Below are 23,763 nucleotides of genomic sequence, written 5' to 3'. Positions count from 1 at the left end.
TACGACGGGCGGAGCGGGATGCACGGGACGATCGGCGCGGTGGCGCTCAGCGCCCTGTTCGCCGTGCTCGGCGTCCATGCCCTCGTGCGCGCGGTGCGGCATCGCGCGCGGCCCGTCGACCTCGTGGGCGATCTGCTGCACGTGCTCATGTGCGCGGTCATGGTCGCCATGTCCTGGTCCTGGTGGAACGTGCTCCCGGCGCTCCCCCAGATCATCCTGTTCGCCGTCTCGACCGCGTGGTTCGCCCTGCTCGCCCTGCTCCGGCTCGCCGAGGGCCGCACGGACGCGAGCACCCACGGGCCCCTCCACCAGGGCCAGCACGCGGTGATGATGCTGGCGATGGTCTGGATGGTGGTGACCATGTCCGCCGACCCCGGCGCGAGCACCCACTCGATGACCATGCTGCCCACCGGCGCGGGCCTGCTGGGGGTGGCCTTCACGGGCGCGCTGGCGGTCTCCGGCCTGCTGCAGCTCGCGGAGGCGCACGAGTCGCCCGGCCCGCGCGCAGGCCTGCGGATGATGGCCGCGATGGACCTCGCCATGGCCCTGGCCTGCTGGCTCATGCTGCTGCACTGATCGACCCATCCGATCCCCGTCCGATTCCGAATCCCTGCCGATCCCCCCACCTCGAGGACAGCCATGACCGCGAACACCGCACGCCGACTCCCCCTCCGCGCAGCTCTCGGCCTCGCCGCCGCAGGGCTCGCCTTCGCCGTGCCAGCGGCCGCGCAGGCGCACGTGACCGCGAGCGCCGCGGACACGACCGCCGGCGCCTACACCGTGGTCACCTTCAGCGTCCCGCACGGCTGCGACGGCTCGGCCACCACGAGGGTCGCCATCGATCTGCCGGAGGGGGTCGACGAGGTCACGCCCACGCGCAACCCGTACTACGACGTGACGACGAAGAACGAGAAGCTCGCGGAGCCCGAGACCGACGCCCACGGCAACGAGGTCACCGAGCGCGACGCCCAGGTCGTGTACACGGCGAAGACCCCGCTGCCCGACGGCCAGCGCGACAGCTTCGAGCTCTCCCTGCAGATCCCCGAGGACGCCGCGGGCACCACGCTCACCTTCCCCACCACCCAGACCTGCGAGAAGGGCGAGACCGCGTGGACGCAGGTGCCGAAGGAGGGGCAGAGCGAGGACGACCTCGAGTCCCCGGCGCCCTCCGTCTCCGTCGCGGCCTCCGACGAGTCCTCCTCCGCGACCGCCGCCGCCCAGCCCCAGGCGTCGCGCGACGGGACGACCACGGCGCTCGTCGTCACCAGTCTCGTGATCGGCGCGCTCGGGCTGCTGAGCGGCGCGGCGGCGCTGATCACCGTGCGCAGGAGGCGCTGATCCCGTCGTGACCCACCTCCGGATCCCCGCGCTGCGGGTGCTGCTCGGGAGCCTGCTCGGCCTGCTGCTGATGCTCGGCGGGGCCGCTCCCGCCCTCGCGCACGCCCAGCTGGAGTCGAGCAGCCCCGACGACGGGACCGTCCTCGAGCACGCCCCCGCCTCGGCGACCCTCACCTTCGACGAGCACGTGCGGCCGATCGACGGCGAGACCCGCCTGACCCGCCCGGACGGCACCTCGACGACGCTCGAGGCGCACTCGCGCGACGACGACGTGCTCGCCGCGCTGCCCTCGGACCTCCCCGACGGCAGCTATGTGCTCACCTATCGGGTGGTCTCGGCCGACGGGCATCCGGTGACGGGGACCCTCGACTTCTCCGTGGGCGCCCCCTCCACGATCCCTGCCGCGCCGTCCGCCGGCTCCGACGCCGGTGCCGACTCCGGCTCCGGCACCGGCACCGCGGCGCACGAGGAACCGGGCGCGGGCGCTTCCACGCTGGTCCCGGTGCTCACCGTGCTCGAGTACCTCTCGCTGCTCCTGATGGCCGGCGCGCTGCTGTGCTCCGCGCTCGTGGCGCGCGGCGCGGCGGCGCGGGACGTGATGGCCTCGCCCCGGGGGGCGCGGGCCCTGCGGGTGCTCGCGCTGGTGGCCGCGGCCTCGGCCGTGCTCCTCGTCCCCGTGACCGCCGCCGAGGCCGCCGGCTGGACGCGCATGGGCGCGGGGCTCTCCGCCCCGCCCGTCGTCGGAGCCGGCGCCGTGGTCCTCGGGGCCGCCCTGGTGATCGGGGCGGGAGGAGCGCGCAGGCCCGCGCTCTCCGTCCCCGGTGCGCTGCTGGCGCTGGTCGCCCCGGTGCTCGTCGGCCATTCGGCGTCCATCGCGCCGCGTCCCCTGATGCTCGTCGCCGATGTCGCCCATCTGCTCGCCGGCGCCGTGTGGTCCGGCGGGCTGCTCGCGGCGATCGCGATGCTCACGGTGCTGCACCGGCACTCGGCGGCCGCGGAGGGCGTCGCCGTGGTGCGGCGGTTCTCCCTGGTGGCACTGGTCAGCGTGCTGGTGCTCGCGGCGAGCGGCACCACGATGGCGGTGCTGATCCTGGACACGCCGGCGGCGCTGGTGACCTCGGCGTGGGGCCGCACGCTGCTCGTCAAGCTCGTGGTCGTCGTCGTCGCGGTGGGGCTGGCGGCGTGGAACCGCACCCGCCTGCTGCCCGCGATCGCCTCGGCCGACGCCCCCTGGGAGCGCCTGCTGCGGACCATGCGGCGCGAGGCCGCGCTGCTGCTGGGGGTGCTCGCGATCACCGGCCTGCTCGTGAACCTCAGCCCCCACGTGCACTCGATGGAATCGATGAGCGGCCCGGAGTCCGCCCAGGTCGACGCGACGGTCGCACCGGCGACGCCCGGGACCGCGTGACCCAGCGCCCGCGCCCCGCCCGTAGGATGGCCGGATGACGACGCCCGAGGAGGAGCCTGCCCCCGCGGCGACGGCATCCGCGGACGTCCTGCGCGGACTCCTGCTCGCGGTCGCCGGCGGCGATGCCGAGGCCTTCCCCCAGCTCTACGACTCCACGAGCGCGCGCGTGTTCGGCCTCGTGCTCAGGGTGCTGAGGGACCGCGCGCAGTCCGAGGAGGTCACCCAGGAGGTGTACCTCGAGGTGTTCCGCCGGGCATCGTCCTTCGACCCGTCGAGGGGATCGGCCCTGGCCTGGATCCTCACCATGGCCCACCGCCGCGCGGTGGACAGGGTGCGCGCGTCACAGTCGCAATCCGATCGCGATGTCGCCTACGAATCACGATCGTCGACGGAGCAGCCGGACCCGACCAGCGAGACGGCCCTGGACGGCATCGAGGCGCGTCACGTGCGCGGCGCGCTCTCGCAGCTGTCGGACAGACAGAGCGAGGCGATCCGCCTGGCCTATCTCGACGGACTCACCCAGTCCCAGGTCGCCGAGCGGCTGAGCATCCCGCTGGGGACGGCGAAGACGCGCATCAGGGACGGCCTGCTGGCCCTGCGGCGGATCATGAGCACGGAGCACACGAGGGAGGAGGAGAGATGAGCGAGACCGGCGCAGCACCGCGCGCGGGCGGACACGAGGAGCTCGAGTCGCTCGTGGCCTCCTACGCGCTCGACGCCCTCGACCCCTCCCGGAGCGCGGAGGTCGAGGCCCACCTGGCCACGTGCCCGCAGTGCCGTGAGCTCGCGGACTCGCTGCGCGAGACGACTGTCGGCCTCTCCGAGGGGCTCGAGACGCCTCCTCCCGCCGCGCTGCGCGACCGGATCCTGGAGGCCGTGAGCGCCGAGTCGGATGCGGCGCCCACGACGCCCACGACCCTCGAGGAGCCCACCGCGCCCGAGGAGTCCGAGGAGCACCGGCTCCCGCGCCGGCCGAGGCGCCGCGCCGTCCTCGCCGGAGGGTTCGCCCTCGCCGCGAGCGCGCTGGTCGCGACCGGCCTCGTCGTCGCACGCCCCTGGCGCTCGCAGGAGGAGAAGGATATCGACGAGGTGCTCGCGGCGGACGATGCCCGTGAGTACACGACGACGTGGCGCTCGGCGCGGATCACGGCGGTGCGCTCGCCCTCCCTGGGCTCCGCGGTGCTGGAGGTCCAGGACCTCCCCGCCGCTCCGTCGGGCAAGGACTACCAGGCATGGACCATGGAGTCCGAGGGCCCCGTGAGCGCCGGACTGGTCCGTCCCGACGACGACGGCGACTCCCGCACGCTGCTGTCTGCGGGGTCGGCCGAGGGAGCCGCCATCAGCCTCGAGCCCGCCGGGGGTTCGGAGCAGCCGACGAACGTCCTGGCTGAGCTCGACTACTCCTGAGACGGACTGCCCGTGAGGTGCGGGGCGAGGGTCATCCCTCGTCGACGAGCCTCGCGAAGACGATCACGTTGTCCGCATGACGCCCTGCCGCGTCGACCGTGCCGCCGCAGGTGATCATGCGCAGCTCGGCGCTCGACGTGTTCTCGTACACGGCCCAGGTGGGGAAGGAGTCCTTGGGGAAGCGGCCGACGTCGTAGACCTCGAAGGTCGCGGTGCTCCCGTCCGCACGCTCCACGTCGACGCGGTCGCCCTTGCGCACCGCGCCGAGCTCGAAGAACACCGAGGGCTTCCCGCTGTAGGTCACGTGGCCCTCGATCACCGCGGGGCCCTGCTCACCGGGGGTCGGTGAGCCGTCGAACCAGGCGGCGTCGTCCTTGCGGGCCCCGCTGGGGGCCGGGAGCGTGCCGTCATCGGCGAGCGGGATCCCGAACACCGCGCCGTCGATGTCGCGGTCCGGCACCCGGACGCGGACCGGCTTCGATGCCGGCAGCGCCGCGGGCGTGCTGGGGGCCGCGGAGGTCGAAGGGGTCTGCTCCGCGTCGCTCGACGGCGGCGTCGTCGCGCCGGAGCTGCTGGAGCTGCTGGAGCTGCTGGAGGCGGTCTGCGCCGCAGGGGCCTGGGGCGGGGGCGGCTCCTGGTCGACCAGGAAGACGATCAGGAGCACGAGCCCCGCCACGCACAGCGCACCGCTCGCGGCGGCCGCCCAGAGGCGGCCGCCGCGGCGGTGCTGCGTCGTCGTGCTGCTCATCGAGGGACGACGATCCTCACTTCTCCGTGCGAGCACTGCGACGGCGGCTCACGACGGCTCCGACGACGCCCGCGGTGACGAGCGCGCCGCCGGCTGCGAGCAGCCCGGCGTCCTCGATGCCGGCGGTGGTGCCGTCACCGGTCTCGACGCCGCCCTGCGGCATGTCGGACATCTGGCTCACGGTGACCGCACCGCAGGCCGCTGGATCCGTGGCCTCGCTGGGCAGCGACGGGTCGAGATCGGACTTGGTGTCCCCGTCGTACTTGCCGCTGCCGTTGTGGTCCACACCGTGCACGACCACGACCGCCTTGCCGTCCTTGAGGGACGAGGCGACGTCGTCGCTCACCGTGATGGTGCGCTCGTAGTGGCCGTCACCCGTGGGGAAGTTCGCGACATCCAGACCGTTGTCGGGACCGGTCCCGCCCTTCGTGGTGAGCGAGGTGCCGATCATGCCGTAGTCGTCCATGGCATCGCTGACCTGGATGGCTCCGTTCTCGCCCGAGCCCTCCATGTTCGGGTCGGGGCACTTGCCCTTGCCCCCGATGTGGATGTGCTGGGCGTGCGGCGAGCCCTCGAGCAGCCCCTTGGTATCCATCTTCACGGTGAGCTGGTCGCCGTCGAGGGTGAGCCAGGCCGTGCCCGAGGCGCCGGAATCGTTGAGCTCGCTGAGGTCTGCCTGGTAGCTGTGCGCGTCACTGCCCTCCGCGAGAGCCGGTGCGGTCGCGCCGAAGCCGACCGCCGCCATCGTGGCGGCCATGAGGGAGATGGACTTCATCGTCTTGCGCATGATGCCTCCGTTCGGGGTCACCGTGCGGCCGACGGACCGCAGGGGACGGTGACGAAGGGTGTTCGGAGCGTCGGGCGGACCGGATTGGTCGAGTTCCGTTCCGGAATCGGCCGGGATCCGACCGGGCCGGGATGTCACGGGAAGGTCACGGATGGGTCTCGGTGTCCGCCGACGCGCTCCGCGCGCGGTCAGGGCATGGTGTCATGCGTCACGTCGGGGTCCTCTCCTCCGGAGCCCGGCCCGGCGCCGCCGGCCATCCCTCTCCCCTCCCCGAGGCAGCCCATGAGACATCTCCCTGCGCATCGCCGCGCTCTCCTCTCCCCCCGATCCCTCCTCACCGCCGGCGCCGCGGCAGCCCTCGCCGCAGCCATGCTCGGCCCCCTCCCCGCCCGGGCCGACGGCCAGGGCGACGATCTCGGGACGGCCTCCTCCCATGGAGTCGAGGCCCCCGCGAAGGGCTCCCCGTCCCTCGACGACGCGAAGGGGTCCGTGCCCGACCGCTACCTGGTCCAGGTCGAGGGCGCCCCGCAGGCGCAGGGCACCCCCCAGCGCACGCTGAAGACGAAGCAGACCGGCGTCGTGGACGAGGCGGAGAAGGACGGGCTGGACGTCACCGTCGACCAGTCGTACACGCACGCCTGGAACGGCATGGCGGTCTCGATGACGAAGGCCGACGCCGAGGCCCTCCAGGACGTCGACGGCGTCACCGCCGTCTACCCGGTGATGCAGGTGGCGCTGCCGCCGAACGAGGACGACGCCTCCCCCGAGGACGAGTACGCCAACGCCATGACCGGCGTGGACACCGTGCAGAAGGTCGACGGCCTGGACGGCGAGGGCGTCACCGTGGGCGTCATCGACTCGGGCGTGGACTACAACAACCCCGACCTCGGCGGCTCCGGGACGAACGACCAGACGAAGGACTTCCCGGGCTCCCGCGTCACCATGGGCTTCGACTTCGTGGGCGACGACTACAACTCGAAGATCCCGGGCAGCGTCCCGAAGCCCGACGAGCACCCGGACGACTGCGGCGGCCACGGCACCCACGTCGCGGGCATCATCGGGGCCGACGGCGAGGTGACCGGCGTGGCCCCGAAGGCGGACATCGCGTCCTACCGCGTCTTCGGCTGCGAGGGCACGACCTCGACCGACATCATCCTCGCCGCGATGGACCGGGCCTTCGCCGACGGCGTCGACGTCATCAACATGTCGCTCGGCGCGTCGTTCATGACCTGGGACCAGTACCCGACCGCGCAGGCCTCGAACGAGATCACCGCCAAGGGCGTCGTGGTCGTCGCCTCGGGCGGCAACGAGGGCGAGGCCGGAACGTTCTCGGGCGGCGCGCCCGGCGTCGGCAGCGACGTGATCACCGTCGGCTCCGTCGAGAACACCGACGTGCACCTGCCCTACTTCGCCGTCGGCACGCAGAAGGTCGGCTACATCAACGCCCAGGACGGCGGCGCCGCCCCGACCACGGGCAAGGTCTCGCTCGCGACCGCGGGCGAAGACTCGGACGAGGCCGACGCGGCGGTCCTGGCCTGCGACCCGGCCTCCCTCACGAAGCCGACGAAGAAGAAGCAGGCGCTGCTCATCAAGCGCGGCACCTGCTCCTTCCACGACAAGGCCGCGAACGCGCAGAAGGCCGGGTACACCGCCGTCGTGCTCTACAACAACAGCGGCGGGCTCATCAATCCGGACGTGTCGGGGGACCCGGAGATCACGATCCCCGTGGTCTCGATCGCCGAGTCCGACGGCATCGCCCTGCAGAAGACCCTCGCGAGCACGAGCCCGAAGCTCGCCTGGAAGGACGGCACAGCCGTCTTCCCGAACTTCGGCGCCGGCCTCATGTCGTCCTTCTCCTCGTACGGGCTCACGGCAGAGCTGGGCCTGAAGCCCGACCTGTCGGCACCCGGCGGACAGATCTATTCGACCGTGCCGCTCGAGCAGGGCGGGCACGGCACGAAGTCCGGCACCTCGATGGCCTCCCCGCATGTCGCGGGCGCGGCCGCGCTGATGCTGCAGGAGCATTCGGGCTGGACGCCGAAGCAGGTGAAGTCGGCCCTCGTGAACACGGCAGACCCGCTGGACTGGTCGCTCGAGCCCGGCAAGGGCTACCTCGAGCCGGTGCACCGTCAGGGCGCGGGCATGCTCGACATGGTCGAGGCCGCCCACACCTCCACCTCGATCGGCGAGCCGACGATCTCGCTCGGGGACAGCTCGCAGGGCGCCCACTCGGTCACGGTGAACGTGCGCAACGACGGCGACACGGCGAAGACCTACGCGGTCTCGACCCGCACCGGCGTCGCCACCGGCGGCTCGCCGTCGGACCCGGCCTTCCAGGTCGCGGACCCCTCCGTGAGGCTCTCGAGCCGCTCGGTGACCATCCAGCCGCACCGCTCGGCGCTGGTGACCGCGCGGATCAGCGAGGACTTCGGCGAGGACGGCATCATCTATGGCGGCTGGGTCCAGCTGGCCAGCGATGACGAGGACCTCTCGGTGCCCTTCGCGGGCATGTCCGGCGACTACCAGAACGTCGAGGTGCTCGGCGCCCACGACGCCCTGCCGGTCCTCGGCAGGGCGCAAGGCGAGAACATCGTGCCGGTCTCCGGCAAGGACGCGACGTACTCGATGTCCGGGGACGACGTCCCCTACGTCCTCTTCTATCTGGACTACCCGGTCGAGCGCCTGGACGTGGCCGTGTACCACGCGAAGGCCGACGGCTCGAAGGGCAGGCTCGTGAACCCCAAGGTGGGCACGGTCAGCTCCGAGAGCAAGTGGGGCCGCTCCTCCGAGACCGAGGCGCTGCCCTGGGACGGCACCTACCAGACCGCGAAGGGCAAGACGGTCACCGCGAAGGACGGGAAGTACATCATCGAGGTCCGCGTGCTCAAGGCCCTCGGCGATCCCGACACGGCCTCCGACTGGGAGAGCTGGGACTCCGAGGTGCTGACGCTCGCGCACCAGAAGCCCTGAGCTCGGTGAGGGGTGCGTCGTCGCCGCTGAGGCGCTGACGGCCCTGCGCCCTCCCCACCGCCGCCCCCGATCCGCAGCCGCGGGTCGGGGGCGGCGTGCGCTCGACCACCAGTGCGCGAGCACGCGTTCCGTGCGCCCCGGCCGCGTGCTTTGATGGGGCGCACCCGCGCGCGGGAGGCAGCGGCCCGACCCGCCCGTCGGCCCGTCCGCCGGCCCCGCGCGCACCGGAGTCCAGGGGGAGGTCGCGATGGGACGCGAGATCGGCTCGACCCAGTACACCCGCAGCGAGCGCACGCACTACCGCCGGGAGCTGAGGCGCAACCTCGACCTGTTCGAGACGTTCCTGGACACCGCCGAGTTCCGCACCGAGGGCACCATCGGCGTCGAGCTCGAGATGAACCTCGCCGTCGAGTCCGGCGACGGGGACCCGATGGCGCCGGCCCTGCTGGCCGACGAGGTCATCCCCGCGATCGACGACCCCGACTTCGTGCACGAGCTGGGACGCTTCAACGTCGAGGCGAACCTGCCGGTCACCCACCCGCGCGACAGCGGGCTGCGGGACCTCGAGCAGCAGCTGCACGAGCGCATCGAGAAGGCCGACGCCACGGCGCGCCGGCACGGCGCGCGCGTGGTGCCCGTCGGGCACCTGCCCACCCTCACCTCCGAGATGTTCCAAGACGACTCCTGGCGCTCCCCCGGCGCCCGCTACGAGGCGCTCGAGAACACGGTGATGGAGGCGCGCGGCGAGGAGATCCACCTGCGCATCAGCGGCGAGGGCCGCGGGCTGGACGTCGAGTTCGACTCGATCGGGCCCGAGGCCGCATGCACCTCCATGCAGCTGCACCTGCAGGTCTCCCCCGAGCAGTTCGCCGACGTCTGGAACGCCGCGCAGGCGATCGCCGGCCCGCAGGCGGCGCTGGGCGCGAACTCGCCGTTCCTGTTCGGGCGTCGGCTCTGGCACGAGAACCGGATCCCGGCGTTCACGCAGGCCCTGGACACGCGCCCGCCGGAGTACGCGACCCAGGGCGTGCGTCCGCGGGTGTGGTTCGGCGAGCGCTGGATCACCTCGATGTTCGACCTCTTCGAGGAGAACGTGCGGCTGTTCCCCGCGCTCATCCCCGAGTCCCGCACCATGGCCGAGGAGCCGCTGCTCGCCGAGAGTGCGTCCCCGCGCCTGCACGAGCTGATGCTGCACAACGGCACCGTGTGGCGCTGGAACCGGCCGATCTACGATCCCGGCGAGGACATGCCGCACCTGCGCCTGGAGAACCGTCTGCTGCCGGCCGGGCCGTCGGCGATCGACATGGCCGCGAACGCCGCGTTCCTCTACGGGATCCTCGAGTCGCTCGTGAAGGAGCGGCGCCCGCTGTGGTCGCGCATGAGCTTCGAGCAGGCCGCCGAGCACTTCGAGCTGTGCGCGCGGTGGGGCCTGGAGGCCCGCATCACCTGGCCGCGCCTGGGCAAGGTGCGCGTCGCGGACCTGCTGGTGGAGCACCTCATCCCCCAGGCCATGCAGGGCCTGCGGGATCTGGGGACCGATGAGGACGTGATCGAGCGCTACGAGTCGGTGCTGCTGGGGCGCGCCCGCTCGGGCCGCAACGGCGCCCGCTGGCAGATCGACACCGTCACCTCCCTCGAGCTGCGCGGCGCGAGCCGCCAGGACGCCCTCGCCCGGATGACCGCGATGTACATCGAGGGCGTCCACTCCGGGCGCCCCGTGCACGAGTGGCCGATGCCCGCGCGGGGCCAGGCCGACGCCTGAGGGAACCGATCGGCGCCCGATCGGCGCCCGGTCAGCGCCCGGCCGGCGCCGCCCCGCCCCGTCGGCCCGCATACCGAGAGCGCGTCTCAGATCCTGGATGCCCGGTTTAGAGTGAGCGCATGAGCCAGAATCCCTCCTCCCCCGCCTCCGCTCCGCCCACGCCCCCGTCGGACCCCGCCGGATCCACGAGCGAGGACCGCTCCGCACGCGTCGCGGTGACCGTGTTCCCCGTGCTGATCCTCGCCGCCGCCGCGCTCGGCTTCTTCGTGCCGGCCACCGGCCAGGCGATCTCCGGGTACACGAACCTGTTCCTGGGCATCATCATGTTCGCGATGGGGCTGACGCTGACGATCCCCGACTTCACGCTCGTGCTGAAGCGGCCGCTGCCGGTGCTGATCGGCGTGCTCGCGCAGTACGTGGTGATGCCTCTGGTCGGCTTCGCCATCGCCTGGGCGCTGCAGCTGCCGCCGGAGCTCGCGGCGGGCGTGATCCTCGTGGGCTGCGCCCCCGGCGGCACCAGCTCGAACGTCATCAACTACCTCTCGAAGGCGGACACCGCGCTCTCGGTGACGATGACCTCGATCTCCACGCTCATCGCCCCGATCCTCACCCCTGTGCTGACCCTCTGGCTCGCCGGCGCCTACATGCCCCTCGATGCCGGGGAGATGGCCCTGAGCATCGTGAAGATGGTGCTGATCCCCGTGATCGCCGGTCTCGTCATCCGCCTCGTGCTCTCGCGCCTGGTGGACCGCATCCTGCCGGCCCTGCCGTGGGTGAGCGTCGCCGGCATCTCCCTGGTGGTCATCGCGGTGGTCTCCGGCAGCGCCGACCAGATCGTCTCCGCGGGCGCGCTCGTGCTGCTCGCGGTGGTGCTGCACAACGCCTTCGGCTACCTGCTGGGGTACTGGTTCGCGCGCGTGCTGCGCCAGCCGATCCGCACCGCCCGCACCACCTCGATCGAGGTGGGCATGCAGAACTCGGGACTCGCCGCCACGCTCGCCGCCCAGTACTTCAGCCCCGCCGCGGCACTGCCCGGCGCCGTGTTCTCGATCTGGCACAACCTCTCCGGCGCGGTGCTCGCCATGTACTACCGGCGCACCGCGCAGCGTCAGGACGCGGCCTCGCAGGACCGGCGTGCGCAGGCCGCCTCGCGGTGACGCGGATCACCCCCTGTCCGACGGTGCAGGGAACGTGCTCTCGCGACCCAGCCCTCGCGGCGCTGACCTGCGGCGATGCGAGGAGCGCACAGGATCTGCACACCCTGGGGCGCCCTTCCCAGGAAACCCGTAGGGACGCTCCAGCGAATCTTGCAGACAGGCTGGTTATCTGTACTCAACGCGTTACCGGCGGCCGGGCCTTCTGAGGAGGTGGCCCCGCCACAGAAGCCGGAACGCGGGGGAAAGGGATGGCCCCGGCTCGTGGGGACGAGCCGGGGCGCTTTCTTTGTCGGGGGCCTTCCGGGCCTCACTCCACGGCGAGAGGCCTGCGCGCATCGCGGCGCGTGCCGCGCACGCGGACCACCATCCCGGCCCACGCCGCGGCGAGCGCGACCACACCCGCGAAGAAGACCAGGGTCAGCACAGGATCCGAGCGCAGAAGATGCGGGATCAGCCGCCCGGGCGAGAGGATCGCGAAGACGAACGCGATGCAGGTTCCCAGGTAGGAGCCGATCATCCACACCCGGTGCGTCGCGACGCTGCCGCGCCGGATGTTGATGACGCCCATCGTGATGGAGAACAGGGTCCACACCGCGAGCGCGTGCAGCCAGCTGAGCCCCTGCGGGTGGATGAAGAAGCTCGAGACGCACGTGAGGACCATGGCGATCGCCCACGTGCGACCCAGCCAGCGGTGCGCACGGTCGCGGTGGCGCCGGAACATCTGGATCGGCCCCAGCGTGAGGACGATCAGCGCGCCGAGCGCGTGGAGGACGATGACGACGACGGGTGTGCCCATGCGCCGACGGTAATGTGACGGGCGACACGGCGCCATCAAGATAGCTGCTGGTCCTCGCACTATCCGAGTGTCCCGGAGCATCCGCACGGCGGCGCCGGCGAGGTCCGAGGGGGATCCCATGCTGCTGAACGAGCTGGCCCGCGCGAGCGGCACGAGCACGGCGAGCATCAAGTACTACCGGCGCCAGGGGCTGCTCCCGCCCGGCCGTCGGCTCACCGCGACGCGCTTCGACTACGGACGCGAGCACCTCGAGCGCCTCGCGCTGATCCGCGCGCTGCGCGAGCTCGCCCGTGCCCCGATCGAGGACATCCGGGTGCTCACCACCGTGATCGACGAGGGTCGGCCCCTCGTGAAGGCCCTCGAGATCGCGCAGGCCATCGCGACGGGACTGCCCGCCCGTCTGCACGAGGAGCCGCCGCCGGAGGGGGAGGACCCGCGCGTGGCGGCACTGATCGGAGCGATGGGCTGGGCGGACGTCGGCAGCGGTTCCCGGGTCGCCCTCGACCGGCTACTCGGGACGATGGGGGCCGAGGGCGTCGCCTCGGACCTGCCGACCCTGCTGCGCTACGCCCGTCCGCTCGAGGAGATCGCGCGGGAGGACCTGGCGGGGATCCGCAGCGCTCCGCAGGGCCCGCGGGGTGCGTCGTCCAGTGCGTCGAGCGGCCCGAGCACCGATGCGATCGTGCGCCGAGCGCTCATCGGCTCCCTCGCCTTCACCCAGCTGACAGTCGTGCTGCGAGCGCTCGCCCACGCCTCCGTGAGCCTCGAGGTCGGGGCCGACGAGGGGCAGACTGGTCCCCATGGCGCCCACCCCTGATCCCACATCCACACTCCTGCAGTACCTGCGCGAGGCGCGGGAGTCCCTGCTCTGGAAGCTCGACGGCCTGAGCGAGCGGGACCTGCGCCTTCCCCGCACACCCACCGGCACCAACCTGCTGGGCCTGGTCAAGCACGTCGCGAACGTCGAGGCCGGCTACTTCTCCCTCGTCGCCCCCGAGCCCTACCCCCACCCGGAGGACCTGGTGCCGATGGCCGCGGAGGAGACCGACCCGCTGGTCGACATGTACGCCGCGGCCGACGAGAGCGCGCAGCTCGTGGTCGCCCGCTACCGGCGCGTGCAGACCTTCGTCGATGAGGTCGTCGGGGCCCTGCCGCTCGAGACCACGGCCGAGGTCCCCTGGTGGCCGCGCAGTCGCCGCACGATCTCCCTGCACCGGATCCTCGTGCACGTCACGGCCGAGGTCTCCCGGCACGCGGGCCACGCGGACATCCTGCGCGAGGGGATCGACGGCGCCGCCGGCCTGCGCCGCGACAACTCGAACCTGCCGGCCGGCGAGGACTGGCCCGACTACAGGGCGCGGCTGGAGGCCATCGCCGATCGCTTCTGAGCACCCTGGCGCTGCGCGTCCGGCCGCTCGGCGAGCGCCCGCTCGTAGGCGGAGCAGAGGCGGTCCAGCGCGGCCTCGAGCACGGGCGTCGGGGTCGCGATCACGAGCCGGGCGAAGCCCTCCCCCTCGGGACCGAAGACGGCGCCCTCGTCGCAGTAGAGCATCGCCTCGCACGCGTGCAGACGCGTCAGGTCCTCGTGATGGAGCCCGAGCGGGCGCAGGTCGATCCACTGCAGGTACGTGCCCTCGAGATCGCACACGCGCACCGAGGGCAGGCGCTCGGCGAAGATCTCCCGGACCCGGCGGTGGTTGCGGGCGACCAGGTCGTTCACCGCGTCCAGCCACGGCTCGGCGCGCGTGTACGCGGCCTCGCAGGCGACGGCCCCCAGCACGTTGGGATTGTCGAAGCCGAGGTCGTCGCGAGCCTCGGTGAGCCGTGCGCGCAGCCCCGGGTCGGGGATGATCGCGTTGGCGATGCCGAGACCGGCGAGGTTGAAGGACTTGCTGGGCGAGGTGAGGACGAGGGTCCGCTCGGCCAGCCGCGGGTCGAGCGTCGGCGCGACCAGATGCTCGTGGCCCGCCTGCACCAGATCGGCGTGGATCTCGTCGCTGACCAGCAGCAGGTCGTTCTCCAGGACGATCCGGGAGATCTCCTCGAGCTCCCAGCGCTCCCACACGCGGCCGGTCGGGTTGTGCGGGCTGCACAGCAGCAGCATCGTCGTCGTGGGGTCCTTCGCGAGCTGCTCGAGCTCGTCGAGGTCGAGGCGGAAGCGGCCCCCGTGCTCGACGAGCGGGTTGCGCACGATGCGTCGGCCGCTCGAGGTGATCGACCGGTACATCGGGTAGTAGGCGGGGGTCTGCACGATGATGCCGTCCCCGGGTGCGGTGAGCTCGCGGATGGCCCAGGTGAAGGCGGGGATGACGCCCGGTGTCACGCGGATCCAGTCGGGGTCGACGTCCCAGCCGTGGCGTCGGCGCATCCAGCCGGTGACGGCGCCCAGATAGTGGTCGGTGGGGACGGTGTAGCCGAGGACGAGGCCGCGGGCGAGGGCGCCCTGGAGGGCGTCGATGATCTCGGGGGCGTTGGCGAGGTCGAGGTCGGCGACGGAGAACGGCGCGATGGGGGCGCCCGCCGTGTCGCGACATCGCTCGAGGTCGACGTCCGCCGTGCGCGCCGCCTCGCTCATCGCCGTCCACTTGGAGGACCCCATGGACGTGCGGTCGACGAGGGTGTCGAGGTCGTACGCGGTCATGATTCCTCCTGGGTCGTGGGCGGGTGGGGTTGCTGGACGAAGCGGCCGCCGCGGGCCGGTCAGGCGGCGGCGACCACGGTGACCTCGATGAGCGCGCCCTTGGGCAGGGCGGCGACGGCGTAGGCCATCCGCGAGGGGTAGGGCTCGGCGAAGAAGGTCCCGTACTCCTCGTTGACGACCGCGAAGTCATCGATGGAATCGAGCAGCACGGTGACCTGCAGGGCCTTCTCGAGGCCGGAGCCGGCGGCCTCGAGGATCGCGCCGGCGTTGGTGAGCGCGCGGCGCGTCTGCTCACGGATGCCGCCCTCGACGATCGCGCCGGTGGCGGGGTCCAGCGGGATCTGCCCGGAGACGAAGATCGTGTCGCCGTGGCGCACGGCCTGCGAGTAGGGGCCGATCGCGGCGGGGGCCTGATCGGTGCTGATGGGCTGGGTCATGATGCTCTCCTCTGTACGGGTGCGGGGCGGGTGTGTGTGCGTGGCGGGTGCGTGCGGTCGTTCAGTGCCGCAGATCGATGCCGAAGACGCGCCGGATCTGGGCGACGGCGTGTCGGGTGAAGCGGACGTCGGACGGGGTGCTCGCGAAGGGCACGAACAGCCCCGGGTGATCGGGGTGGGCGACCCGGCCGTGGCCGGCGCCGGGGGTGACGACGAACCCGGCCCTCTCCATCCGCGCGAGGAGCTCGCGGCGGGTCGTCGGGTGACGGGTGCCGCGGCCGCCGCGCGCCGACTTCCCGGAGGCCTCGATCGCGACGTCCAACGCGTCCTCGTACTCCTCGGGACGCACGGAGAGGGCGTAGCGGGCGGTGAACAGGCCGATCACGGCGTTCTCGGCGCGATGCACCTGCACCACCAGATCACCGCGCAGGAAGTGGTCGCTGGTGCCGGCGTCGGCGCTCCAGGACTCCTCCGGGTCGGCCACGGCGAGCACGATCTGCTCGGTGGAGACGTCGGCGACGCCGACGCTGCGGATCGCGCCCTCGTCGATCGCGAGCGGCCGCAGGTTCGGCCGAGGGTCCTCGGGGACCAAGGAGTGGACCGCCGCGGCGGGCGGCGCCTGCGCGGGGCGCGGGAGCTCCACGGTGCGGGCGCGCCGGCGCTCGGCGTGGTGGGCGGGGAGACGGTCTCCGGCCGACGGTGGCTGCTGCGGCGAGCGGCCCGGGTCCGTGTCCGGTCGCTGCCCTGTTCTCTGCTCCTGGTCCGACGTGCGGCGCCCGGTGGCGGTCCAGGCGGTCCAGTCCACGCGCCGCACGCGCGCCGCGGGAGAGGGGCGTCCGCGCAGGACGGCCGGCGAGGGCGCGGCCGAGGAGGGGTTCGCCGGCGAGGGCGCGGCGGGCGAGGGGGCGGCGGTCGAAGGGGCGGCTGGGCCCGAAGGCGTCGCGGCCGACCGGGGTGCGCGGGGCTTCTGCCTGCTCATCTCTCCTCCTTCCGCCTGATGCGACCAGCTCGTGCGTGCTGGTCTCGCGCGATGCTCGCGCGCGTCGCCTGAGCCGACCGCGCCAGTCTCTCGCACGACCGGCTCCGACGCTCCCCATGTGTCCTCGTGAGTCGGACACGGCTCCGGTAGCGTGGACTCGGCCGTCGGCCGTCTCGGTCCCTCGGCTCCTCCGATCCCACCCCCGCCGATCCCACCCCCACCGGGCCCACCGGCATCGTCGGCCCGACCGGCCTCGTCGACCCAGCCCGCCTCGAACGCCCCGCCTCGAAGGAGACCGCAGTGCAGCGCTTCCGCCCCCGCCCCGCCGCCGTCCGCCGTCCCCTGTCTCTCGTGTGCGCGCTCGGCGCGACCCTGGTTCTCGCAGCGGGCTGCGGCGGCGGGGATCATGCAGCCGGCGGCGCAGGCTCCGACGGCGCGAGCTCCGGCGCCGCGCCGTCGGATGGCGGCGGCGCATCCGGCGGCGGATCCTCCGCCTCCGACGGCGGGGCCGCCGGCGCGGACTCCCCGTCGTCCGCCGAGCCGATCGCCGTCACGCCGCCGGAGCAGAAGCCCGAGCTCACCGACGCCTGCACCGGCGAGGGTGCCTTCCTCGTCAAGGGCGAGAAGCCCAACGATCCGGCGCTGCCGAAGCGCGATGACCTCACGCTGGAGGTCTCGCTCGAGGACCTCACCGACGACGACGGCGCGGACCTCGTCGCGGACATCGACGGCACGAAGCGGCCGATCGAGACCGCGCACGTGGGCGACACGATCTCCGTGGACCAGTGGACGCTGTCGGTGACGAGCGTGTGCAAGGACTCCGTCGAGTTCGACCTCATCGACTGAGGCCGCGGCTCCGCAGAAGCATGCGACGCGCATCGATGATCCTCCTCCCATGACAGCACCCCGCCCCTTCGACCTCGCTGCGATCGGCGCCGGCCTGCCCGTCGCCGGCGCGCGCGAGGAGCTCGCCGATGCCGCGCGCACCGGGGCGCTCGTGGTCACGGCGCCTCCCGGCACCGGCAAGACCACCTTCATGCCGCCGCTCGTGGCGGACCTCGTGCCCGGCCGCACCCTGATCACCCAGCCGCGACGCGTCGCCGTGCGCGCGGCCGCGCGGCGCATCGCCCAGCTCGACGGCTCGCGCCTCGGCGAGCGTGTGGGCCTCACCGTGCGCGGGGAGAGGCACGTCGGCCCGCAGACGCGTCTTGAGGTCCTCACCCCGGGCGTCCTGCTCCGCCGACTGCTCTCGGACCCCGAGCTCGAGGGCGTGGACGCGGTGATCCTCGACGAGGTGCACGAGCGCTCCCTCGACGGCGACCTGCTGCTGGGCATGCTCACCGAGGTGCGGGCGCTGCGCGATGACCTCTTGGTGGTCGCGATGTCGGCGACGCTCGATGCCGCGCAGGTCGCGGACCTGCTGGGCGGGGCGCGCGTGGTCGACGTCCCCGCTCCCCTGCACCCGCTGCGGATCGAGCACGAGCCCGGCAGCGCCCCGCGGCTCGATGCCCGCGGCGTGACCCGGGACTACCTGGACCATCTCGCGCGCACCACCGTCGACCACCAGGCGCGAGAGCACTGCGACGCGCTCGTGTTCGTCCCCGGCGCCCGCGAGGTCGACGAGCTCGTGCGCAGGATCCGCTCGCGCGCCCCCGACCTGGAGGTGCTGCCCCTGCACGGCCGTCTGCCCGCGCGCGAGCAGGACCGGGCCACGCGCGGCCGCGCCGATGCGGAGGCGGCGCCGGCCCGCGTCGTCGTCTCCACCGCTCTCGCCGAGAGCTCCCTGACGGTGCCGGGCGTGCGCCTGGTGATCGATGCGGGGCTGTCCCGGGAGGTTCGACGGGACCGAGCCCGCGACATGACGGGCCTGGTCACCGTGAGCGCATCACGCGCGAGCGCGGACCAGCGGGCGGGCCGCGCGGCCCGCCAGGGTCCGGGGCTCACGGTGCGCGCATATTCGCCGACGGACGATGCGCGGATGCCTGCGATCTCCCCGCCGGAGATCGCCTCGGCGGACCTCACGGACGCGGCGCTGCTGGTCGCGGCGTGGGGGTCCCCGTGGGCGGCGCCGCACGACGCGCGGGACGGGGCCGGCGGCGATGACTCCGCGCGCATCGGCGCAGCCGACGCTCCCTCACTCCTCCCCGGCCTCCTCCTGCTCACTCCCCCGCCCGCGGCGTCCGCGCGGCGGGCGGTCGAGGTGCTCGCCGGACTGGGGCTCGTCGACGCGGACGGCAGGGCGAACGCCCTGGGCAGGAGAGTCGCTCGGCTGCCCGTCGGGGTGCGCGAGGCACGGGCCCTGCTCGAGGGCGCCGAGCGGCTGCGGGCGCCGGAGGCGGTTGCGGAGGTGATCGCGGCGGTCTCCGACGACCATCGCGCGCCCGAGGCGGACCTGCCCCGTCTGCTGCGCGAGCTGCGCGCTGGCCGTGCGCCCGGAGCGGACCGCTGGCGGCGCGAGACCTCCCGGCTGCGTCGGATCGCCGAGGGGGCGATGAGCAGCCGCGGCTCCGGCGCACATGCCGATGGCGTGGATCTCCCCCACGACCTCCCGGGCCGGGTCCTCGGTCTCGCGCGGCCCGAGCGGATCGCCCGCCTCGCCGCGCCCGGCGGGCGCAGCTACCTGCTCGCAGGCGGCACGCGCGCCGCCCTGCCCGAGGGCTCCGGCCTCACCGGCAGCACCTGGCTCGCGATCGGCGAGGTGCAGCGGGCCGAGGGGCGCGCCGCGGACGGGACGGGGGCCGTCATCCGCACCGCAGCCCCGCTCGAGGAGGACTCGGCCCTCGAGCTCGCCGGGCCGCTGCTGCGGGCGACGCGCAGGGCGCGGCTCGAGGGCGGGAAGGTCACGGTGCGCGAGGAGCGCTCGCTGGGCGCGATCGTGCTGCGCGCGACCCCGGTGGCCGCGACTGCGGAGGACGTCGGCCCCGCCCGCGCCGCGCATCTCCGGGAGCACGGTCTCGATGCGCTGACCTGGAGCGACTCTGCCCGGAGCCTGCGCTCGCGGCTGGCTCTGCTCCATCGCGAGCTCGGTGCTCCGTGGCCCGGGACGGACGATGACTCGCTGCTCGCAGCCCTCGAGGACTGGCTGCTGCCGGACCTGCTGCAGCTGCGTCCCGACGCGCCGCTCTCGCGCCTCGATCTGACCTCCGCGCTGCGGCGCCTGCTGCCCTGGCCCGAGGCCGCGCGGCTGGACCAGCTCGCGCCGGAGCGGCTCGCGGTGCCCTCCGGCTCGAGCGCACGGATCGACTATCCCGACCCGTCGGCCGCGGCGGGATCATCGGAGTCCTCCGCGGCCGACGGATCGGGCAGGCCCGTCGTCGCGGTGAAGCTCCAGGAGCTCTTCGGCCTCGCGGAGACCCCGCTCCTGGTGGACGGCCGCGTGCCCGTGCTCTTCCACCTGCTCTCCCCCGCGCGCAGGCCGCTCGCCGTGACCGACGACCTGCGCTCCTTCTGGGACGGGCCGTACCGGGAGGTCCGCAAGGAGATGCGCGGGCGCTACCCCAAGCACCCGTGGCCCGAGGACCCGTGGACCGCACCCGCGACCGCCCGCACCACGCGCCGCGGGAACGCGAAGCACTGAAGACTGCACGCTGACGACGATCCGATGAGCGCGAAGAGCTCGTGGACCCGGAGAACCGAGCACAGGAGGACACGATGAGCGAAACGGGGCCGAGCACCGAGCGCTGCGTGTTCCACGCGCGCACGTCCCAGAACGCTCAGGCACGTGAACTGATCCCGCTCAGCGCCCTGCGGGAGCGCGACCCTGGCGCCTATGCGCGAGCGATCGCGAAGTACGACGGCACCCCGGAGCGGCGGCGCCTGCCCGGCACACGCATTCCGCACATGGACGTGACCTGGATCGACGTGGTCTTCCTGACTCCGATCCGACCCCACGCCATCTGGCAGGCATGGCTCGAGGAGACCGGCACGGCCTTGGCCACCCAGGAGTTCTGGGCGATCCCCATCCACGACGTCCCCGACCCCTATCTCTTCGACCGCTCGCTCAGCAGCACCGGCGACCCGATCGACGAGCGCGAGGTGTCCCGGGTGCTGGCGGAGCAGTACACGTCCTCACCGATCACCACGGCCGGGAACCGAGCCTGGCTCCACGATCTCGCAGGTTCTGGACGCCGCGGTGCATGGTTCCATCGCACCCCGCACGTGCTGTCCCGCGGGCCCGTGCCGTTGACCCGAGCGCACATCGTGAGCTGGGACGACGACTGACCCCGGAGCGGCCGACTCTAGAACGGCTCCCCTGCGCCGTAGAGGTCCTCGAGGGCGTCGATCTCGATGGTCTCGCCGGTGCGCAGAGTGATCCGGGGGATCTGGGCCAGCGAGAGCGCGAGCGGGAGAGGCACCTCGACGGGGCGGCCGCGGCCGTCGTCCGAGCGCCCGCGACCATGGCAGACGCCGCAGCCCAGCAGGCCGACGGCGAGCGAGCGCCGTGCGTCGAAGGCGAGGCGTGCACGGATGTCCTCATCGCCGTCGGGTCCGCCCTCGGCGCGGCAGGGAGAGAACTCGTCGATGCCGGTGAGCGGACACATCCCCGGCCACACGGAGGTGCGCGCGGGCTGGTCCCGCAGATGCGGGACGCGCGGGTCCAGCCCCGTGGGGATCACGTCGAGGACGCCGTCGTGCACGTGCACGACGGCCACCTGGCCGCGGTCGCGCGCGACCTCGAGGCCGAGCTCGAGCAGGTCGATCTCGGTGCCCGGAGCACGCCCCCGGGTGGCATCGCTCGCCCGCATCACGGCGACGGCCGGCTCCAACCAGGTGCGGTCCTCGCCGATCAGGGCGCCGGACCCGGTGACCACGCCCTCGCGCCAGACGCGATCGAGCACCTGCTGGGAACGCAGCCATTTCCGATCGTCGCGGTGCACGGGAGACGGGACCGGCTCCTCGGGATCCGGCGCCGCGACGTCGGAGGGGTCCGGGAGATCCGGCGAATCGATCGCGAGGATCGACCCGTCCTCGCGCTCCTCGAGAGTCGGCACCACGGGCGTCTCGGTCGGTATCACCGGACCGAGTGCGGGGATCACGATGACCTCTCCGGGCAGCTCGACCGCGTCGCGGGAGCGCTCGTTCGCGATCATGCCGGCCACGTCGGCCCCGATACCCCTGCCCGGCTCCGGCGGGACGGGGACGCCGGAGTCCGCCCCCACGTCCCGGGGCGAGGCCGAGCGGGGATCCGCGGTGACGGAGAAGCGGCCCAGCCCCGCGATCTCGAAGGAGATCCGCTGGGTGCGCCAGGTGCGCGCCACGTCCGGCGCGACGTCCGGCGCGGACTGCGCCCGGCTCTCCTGCATCGATGCCCCCTCTGCATCCGTGATGACGGCGTGGATGATGTTCCGCAACGTAGCAAGGGGGATCCGCGACGGGGGTCCGATCGGAGGGAGCCGACGCCGCGGAGCCGTAGACTTCACACCGTGCAGTGCCACCACTTCGACGCCGGCACCTGCCGCTCCTGCACCCTGATCCCCGTCCCGCACGACGAGCAGATCGCGCGCGCCCGGGCCCGGTATCAGGAGCTGCTGGGACCGTTCGCCGTCGACCCCGCGGACCCCGCAGCGATCTGGCTGCCGCCCGTGCGCAGCGCCGATTCCGGCTTCCGTACGACCGCGAAGATGGTCGCGACCGGCACCGCCGCCGATCCGGTGCTGGGCCTGCTGGCCGCCCCGGGCGGGAGTCCCGGAGGCCCCGGCGTGGACCTCGTGGACTGCCCGCTGTATCCCGAGGGCGTCGAGCAGCTGCTCGAGGACGTCCGCACCCTGGTGCGGCGCGCCCAGATCCCTCCCTACGACGTGCCCCGGCGCCGCGGAGAGCTCAAGAACGTGCTGGTCACCGTCTCGCCCGACGGTGAGTTCATGCTGCGGCTCGTGCTGCGCAGCGAGAAGCCGCTGCCCAGGATCCGCGAGCACCTCCCCCGGCTGCTCGAGAGCCAGCCGCTGCTGCGGGTGGTCAGCGCGAACATCCACCCCGAGCACAAAGCGGTCCTCGACGGCGCCACCGAGATCCACCTCGCCGGCGACGCCGCGCTGCGGATGCGCATGGCGGTGCCGACGAGCGGACCCGCGGCGGCGCCCGAGCCGGGCCGCGAGATCACGCTGCAGGTGCGGCCGCGCTCGTTCGTGCAGACCAACTCCTCGGTCGCCGCGCAGCTCTATGCGCAGGTGGGCGCCTGGATCGACGCGATCGACCCCACGAGCGTGTGGGACCTGTACTGCGGTGTCGGGGGCTTCGCCCTGCACTGCGCGCAGGATGCTGCGGACCCCGCCGCGCGGGAGGTGACCGGTGTGGAGATCTCCTCCGAGGCGATCGACTCCGCCCGGGCGGCCGCCGCCGAGGCGCAGCTTGCCGCGACCTTCCATGCGGACGATGCGACGGCCTGGGCGATCCGGGAGGCAGAGGCCGTCGGGCCCCCGCAGGCGGTCATCGTGAATCCGCCCCGCCGCGGCATCGGTGAGCGCCTCGCCGGCTTCCTCGAGCACTCGGGCGTCCTCGACGTCGTGTACTCCAGCTGCAGCCCGCGCACCCTCGCGACGGACCTCGCGGCCATGCCCTCCTACCGGATCGCCGCCGCGCGGCTGGTGGACATGTTCCCCCACACCGCGCACGACGAGGTGCTCGTGCGGCTGCGCCGGGTCGGCTGAGCGCAGGTCGCACCCGGCGCCTCGGGGAGGGGTGCGCGCGTCCGCGCCGCGTGGAACAGTGGGCGGTGGGCACAGACAGCACCGCGATGCCCGTCGAGGAGGTCGAGCGCCATGGATACAGCAGCCGCATCAGGACCCGAGGACCCGCAGGGACCGGGCGATCCGGTGGAAGCATCGAACCCGCGCACCGTCGCCGGGGTCGAGGCCTCGCCCCCGCCGCAGGACGGCCCGCTCCCCCTGCTCGCAGCACTCTTCGCCGAGCAGATGGCGCGCCAGCGGATCGCCGACGACGGAGGGGTCCACCACGGCGCCATGCCCGACGTCCTCCTCGACCCCGCCCACGTGCAGGGTCCCCTGATGGCCGAGCTGGACCGCGTGTCGATCGAGGTTCCGCGCGTGGAGGCATGGGGGACGTTCCACGGCATCGAGGCGGTCGACGGCGGCTTCGCCGTGCTGCTCGACGACGACAGGGTCGAGATCCCCGCCGACATGCGCCTCCACGTCACCGAGCGCGCCTATCGCCAGGCGGGCGGCGCCGATGTCCACCAGTACCCGCCCGAGGAGATCGAGCGCCGGCGCACCGAGGCGGACCCCATGGTCGTCCTCTTCGAGGCGAGGGACGACGCGGCCCCGGATCGCGACGACTCCGAGGGCCCCGGTGACGAGGCGCCTGCCCCGTAGGATCG

22 protein-coding genes are annotated in these 23,763 nt (G+C 73.2%); 15 read left to right on the top strand and 7 right to left on the bottom strand.

Going from position 1 to position 23,763, the window contains the following annotated elements:
- Positions 1-18: 18 nt before the first annotated feature.
- The 5 genes from FHG10_RS15245 to FHG10_RS15225 all read left to right on the top strand — a co-directional run bounded on the left by FHG10_RS15245 (position 19) and on the right by FHG10_RS15225 (position 4,153).
- A complete protein-coding gene (locus FHG10_RS15245; protein WP_152354202.1) occupies positions 19-576 on the top strand; it encodes a DUF5134 domain-containing protein in 558 nt (185 codons plus the stop codon).
- Positions 577-639: 63 nt separating this feature from the next.
- A complete protein-coding gene (locus tag FHG10_RS15240; RefSeq protein WP_152354201.1) occupies positions 640-1,338 on the top strand; it encodes a YcnI family copper-binding membrane protein in 699 nt (232 codons plus the stop codon).
- Positions 1,339-1,345: 7 nt separating this feature from the next.
- Positions 1,346-2,746, top strand: coding sequence for a copper resistance CopC/CopD family protein (locus FHG10_RS15235; RefSeq protein WP_152354200.1), 1,401 nt, complete (start codon positions 1,346-1,348; stop codon positions 2,744-2,746).
- A gap of 34 nt (positions 2,747-2,780) precedes the next feature.
- On the top strand, positions 2,781-3,389 hold the full coding sequence (gene sigK, locus FHG10_RS15230; RefSeq protein WP_152354199.1) for an ECF RNA polymerase sigma factor SigK: 609 nt from the start codon (positions 2,781-2,783) through the stop codon (positions 3,387-3,389).
- A complete protein-coding gene (locus FHG10_RS15225) occupies positions 3,386-4,153 on the top strand; it encodes an anti-sigma factor (RefSeq protein ID WP_152354198.1) in 768 nt (255 codons plus the stop codon). Before sigK ends, FHG10_RS15225 begins: the two co-directional genes overlap by 4 nt.
- Before the next feature lie 31 nt (positions 4,154-4,184).
- Here the strand turns inward: FHG10_RS15225 and FHG10_RS15220 are convergent, their stop codons facing one another.
- On the bottom strand, positions 4,185-4,901 hold the full coding sequence (locus FHG10_RS15220; RefSeq protein WP_152354197.1) for a class F sortase: 717 nt from the start codon (positions 4,899-4,901) through the stop codon (positions 4,185-4,187).
- Positions 4,902-4,917: 16 nt separating this feature from the next.
- The gene (locus FHG10_RS15215) at positions 4,918-5,688 is read right to left on the bottom strand and encodes a CHRD domain-containing protein (protein WP_152354196.1); all 771 of its coding nucleotides are present in this window, start codon (positions 5,686-5,688) and stop codon (positions 4,918-4,920) included.
- A gap of 282 nt (positions 5,689-5,970) precedes the next feature.
- On the opposite strand from FHG10_RS15215, the gene FHG10_RS18475 reads away from it, so the two are divergent.
- From FHG10_RS18475 to FHG10_RS15200, 3 genes are all read left to right on the top strand, one after another.
- Positions 5,971-8,658 (top strand): S8 family serine peptidase, encoded by a 2,688-nt coding sequence (locus FHG10_RS18475; protein ID WP_193636347.1) that lies wholly within the window; start codon positions 5,971-5,973, stop codon positions 8,656-8,658.
- A gap of 247 nt (positions 8,659-8,905) precedes the next feature.
- Positions 8,906-10,420, top strand: a complete 1,515-nt coding sequence (locus FHG10_RS15205) for a glutamate--cysteine ligase (protein WP_152354194.1) — start codon at positions 8,906-8,908, stop codon at positions 10,418-10,420.
- 119 nt (positions 10,421-10,539) lie between these two features.
- The gene (locus tag FHG10_RS15200; RefSeq protein ID WP_152354193.1) at positions 10,540-11,577 is read left to right on the top strand and encodes a bile acid:sodium symporter family protein; all 1,038 of its coding nucleotides are present in this window, start codon (positions 10,540-10,542) and stop codon (positions 11,575-11,577) included.
- A 307-nt stretch (positions 11,578-11,884) separates the two neighbouring features.
- Here FHG10_RS15200 and FHG10_RS15195 read toward each other — a convergent pair whose 3' ends face one another.
- Positions 11,885-12,373, bottom strand: a complete 489-nt coding sequence (locus FHG10_RS15195) for a DUF2306 domain-containing protein (RefSeq protein ID WP_193636346.1) — start codon at positions 12,371-12,373, stop codon at positions 11,885-11,887.
- A gap of 118 nt (positions 12,374-12,491) precedes the next feature.
- Here FHG10_RS15195 and FHG10_RS15190 point away from each other — a divergent pair, with 118 nt between their 5' ends.
- Positions 12,492-13,190: a MerR family transcriptional regulator gene (locus FHG10_RS15190; RefSeq protein ID WP_152354191.1), complete on the top strand. Its 699-nt coding sequence runs from the start codon at positions 12,492-12,494 to the stop codon at positions 13,188-13,190.
- Positions 13,174-13,761 (top strand): DinB family protein, encoded by a 588-nt coding sequence (locus FHG10_RS15185; protein ID WP_152354190.1) that lies wholly within the window; start codon positions 13,174-13,176, stop codon positions 13,759-13,761. The genes FHG10_RS15190 and FHG10_RS15185 overlap by 17 nt, the downstream gene beginning before the upstream one ends.
- Here FHG10_RS15185 and FHG10_RS15180 read toward each other — a convergent pair.
- The 3 genes from FHG10_RS15180 to FHG10_RS15170 form a co-directional block, all read right to left on the bottom strand.
- Entirely contained in the window at positions 13,722-15,014 is a 1,293-nt protein-coding gene (locus FHG10_RS15180; RefSeq protein WP_152354189.1) for a MalY/PatB family protein, read from the bottom strand. The two genes, FHG10_RS15185 and FHG10_RS15180, sit on opposite strands and share 40 nt — an antisense overlap.
- Before the next feature lie 59 nt (positions 15,015-15,073).
- On the bottom strand, positions 15,074-15,451 hold the full coding sequence (locus tag FHG10_RS15175; RefSeq protein WP_152354188.1) for a RidA family protein: 378 nt from the start codon (positions 15,449-15,451) through the stop codon (positions 15,074-15,076).
- Between the two features lie 61 nt (positions 15,452-15,512).
- The gene (locus FHG10_RS15170; protein WP_227488300.1) at positions 15,513-16,430 is read right to left on the bottom strand and encodes a hypothetical protein; all 918 of its coding nucleotides are present in this window, start codon (positions 16,428-16,430) and stop codon (positions 15,513-15,515) included.
- Positions 16,431-16,730: 300 nt separating this feature from the next.
- Between FHG10_RS15170 and FHG10_RS15165 the strand changes: the two genes are divergently transcribed.
- The 3 genes from FHG10_RS15165 (at position 16,731) to FHG10_RS15155 (ending at position 20,651) form a co-directional block, all read left to right on the top strand.
- Complete coding sequence (locus FHG10_RS15165; protein WP_152354187.1) at positions 16,731-17,276, top strand: hypothetical protein; 546 nt, start codon at positions 16,731-16,733, stop codon at positions 17,274-17,276.
- Between the two features lie 49 nt (positions 17,277-17,325).
- Positions 17,326-20,007 carry an ATP-dependent RNA helicase gene (locus tag FHG10_RS15160; RefSeq protein WP_152354186.1) on the top strand — a complete coding sequence of 894 codons (2,682 nt, stop codon included), beginning with the start codon at positions 17,326-17,328 and terminating at the stop codon, positions 20,005-20,007.
- Between the two features lie 74 nt (positions 20,008-20,081).
- A complete protein-coding gene (locus tag FHG10_RS15155) occupies positions 20,082-20,651 on the top strand; it encodes a hypothetical protein (RefSeq protein ID WP_227488299.1) in 570 nt (189 codons plus the stop codon).
- A 17-nt stretch (positions 20,652-20,668) separates the two neighbouring features.
- Here the strand turns inward: FHG10_RS15155 and FHG10_RS18055 are convergent, their stop codons facing one another.
- A complete protein-coding gene (locus tag FHG10_RS18055) occupies positions 20,669-21,733 on the bottom strand; it encodes a hypothetical protein (RefSeq protein WP_193636345.1) in 1,065 nt (354 codons plus the stop codon).
- Positions 21,734-21,853: 120 nt separating this feature from the next.
- Here FHG10_RS18055 and FHG10_RS15145 point away from each other — a divergent pair, with 120 nt between their 5' ends.
- Positions 21,854-23,077: a methyltransferase domain-containing protein gene (locus FHG10_RS15145; RefSeq protein ID WP_152354185.1), complete on the top strand. Its 1,224-nt coding sequence runs from the start codon at positions 21,854-21,856 to the stop codon at positions 23,075-23,077.
- A gap of 111 nt (positions 23,078-23,188) precedes the next feature.
- Positions 23,189-23,758, top strand: coding sequence for a hypothetical protein (locus tag FHG10_RS15140; RefSeq protein WP_152354184.1), 570 nt, complete (start codon positions 23,189-23,191; stop codon positions 23,756-23,758).
- The last annotated feature ends 5 nt before the right edge of the window (positions 23,759-23,763 follow it).

Source organism: Brachybacterium subflavum, from assembly GCF_009299795.1.
Classification (GTDB): domain Bacteria; phylum Actinomycetota; class Actinomycetes; order Actinomycetales; family Dermabacteraceae; genus Brachybacterium; species Brachybacterium subflavum.
The sequence above is the reverse complement of the archived record's forward strand: the minus strand, read 5'-3'. Positions and strand labels throughout refer to the sequence as shown.

Bases quoted from the DNA above. Each gene is read 5' to 3' on its own strand.
- FHG10_RS15245 (WP_152354202.1), top strand. From the start codon at position 19: ATGCACGGGACGATCGGCGCGGTGGCGCTCAGCGCCCTGTTCGCCGTG.
- FHG10_RS15240 (WP_152354201.1), top strand. From the start codon at position 640: ATGACCGCGAACACCGCACGCCGACTCCCCCTCCGCGCAGCTCTCGGC.
- sigK (WP_152354199.1), top strand. From the start codon at position 2,781: ATGACGACGCCCGAGGAGGAGCCTGCCCCCGCGGCGACGGCATCCGCG.
- FHG10_RS15225 (WP_152354198.1), top strand. From the start codon at position 3,386: ATGAGCGAGACCGGCGCAGCACCGCGCGCGGGCGGACACGAGGAGCTC.
- FHG10_RS15220 (WP_152354197.1), bottom strand. From the start codon at position 4,901: ATGAGCAGCACGACGACGCAGCACCGCCGCGGCGGCCGCCTCTGGGCG.
- FHG10_RS15215 (WP_152354196.1), bottom strand. From the start codon at position 5,688: ATGCGCAAGACGATGAAGTCCATCTCCCTCATGGCCGCCACGATGGCG.
- FHG10_RS18475 (WP_193636347.1), top strand. From the start codon at position 5,971: ATGAGACATCTCCCTGCGCATCGCCGCGCTCTCCTCTCCCCCCGATCC.
- FHG10_RS15205 (WP_152354194.1), top strand. From the start codon at position 8,906: ATGGGACGCGAGATCGGCTCGACCCAGTACACCCGCAGCGAGCGCACG.
- FHG10_RS15200 (WP_152354193.1), top strand. From the start codon at position 10,540: ATGAGCCAGAATCCCTCCTCCCCCGCCTCCGCTCCGCCCACGCCCCCG.
- FHG10_RS15195 (WP_193636346.1), bottom strand. From the start codon at position 12,373: ATGGGCACACCCGTCGTCGTCATCGTCCTCCACGCGCTCGGCGCGCTG.
- FHG10_RS15190 (WP_152354191.1), top strand. From the start codon at position 12,492: ATGCTGCTGAACGAGCTGGCCCGCGCGAGCGGCACGAGCACGGCGAGC.
- FHG10_RS15185 (WP_152354190.1), top strand. From the start codon at position 13,174: ATGGCGCCCACCCCTGATCCCACATCCACACTCCTGCAGTACCTGCGC.
- FHG10_RS15180 (WP_152354189.1), bottom strand. From the start codon at position 15,014: ATGACCGCGTACGACCTCGACACCCTCGTCGACCGCACGTCCATGGGG.
- FHG10_RS15175 (WP_152354188.1), bottom strand. From the start codon at position 15,451: ATGACCCAGCCCATCAGCACCGATCAGGCCCCCGCCGCGATCGGCCCC.
- FHG10_RS15170 (WP_227488300.1), bottom strand. From the start codon at position 16,430: ATGAGCAGGCAGAAGCCCCGCGCACCCCGGTCGGCCGCGACGCCTTCG.
- FHG10_RS15160 (WP_152354186.1), top strand. From the start codon at position 17,326: ATGACAGCACCCCGCCCCTTCGACCTCGCTGCGATCGGCGCCGGCCTG.
- FHG10_RS15155 (WP_227488299.1), top strand. From the start codon at position 20,082: ATGAGCGAAACGGGGCCGAGCACCGAGCGCTGCGTGTTCCACGCGCGC.
- FHG10_RS18055 (WP_193636345.1), bottom strand. From the start codon at position 21,733: ATGCAGGAGAGCCGGGCGCAGTCCGCGCCGGACGTCGCGCCGGACGTG.
- FHG10_RS15140 (WP_152354184.1), top strand. From the start codon at position 23,189: ATGGATACAGCAGCCGCATCAGGACCCGAGGACCCGCAGGGACCGGGC.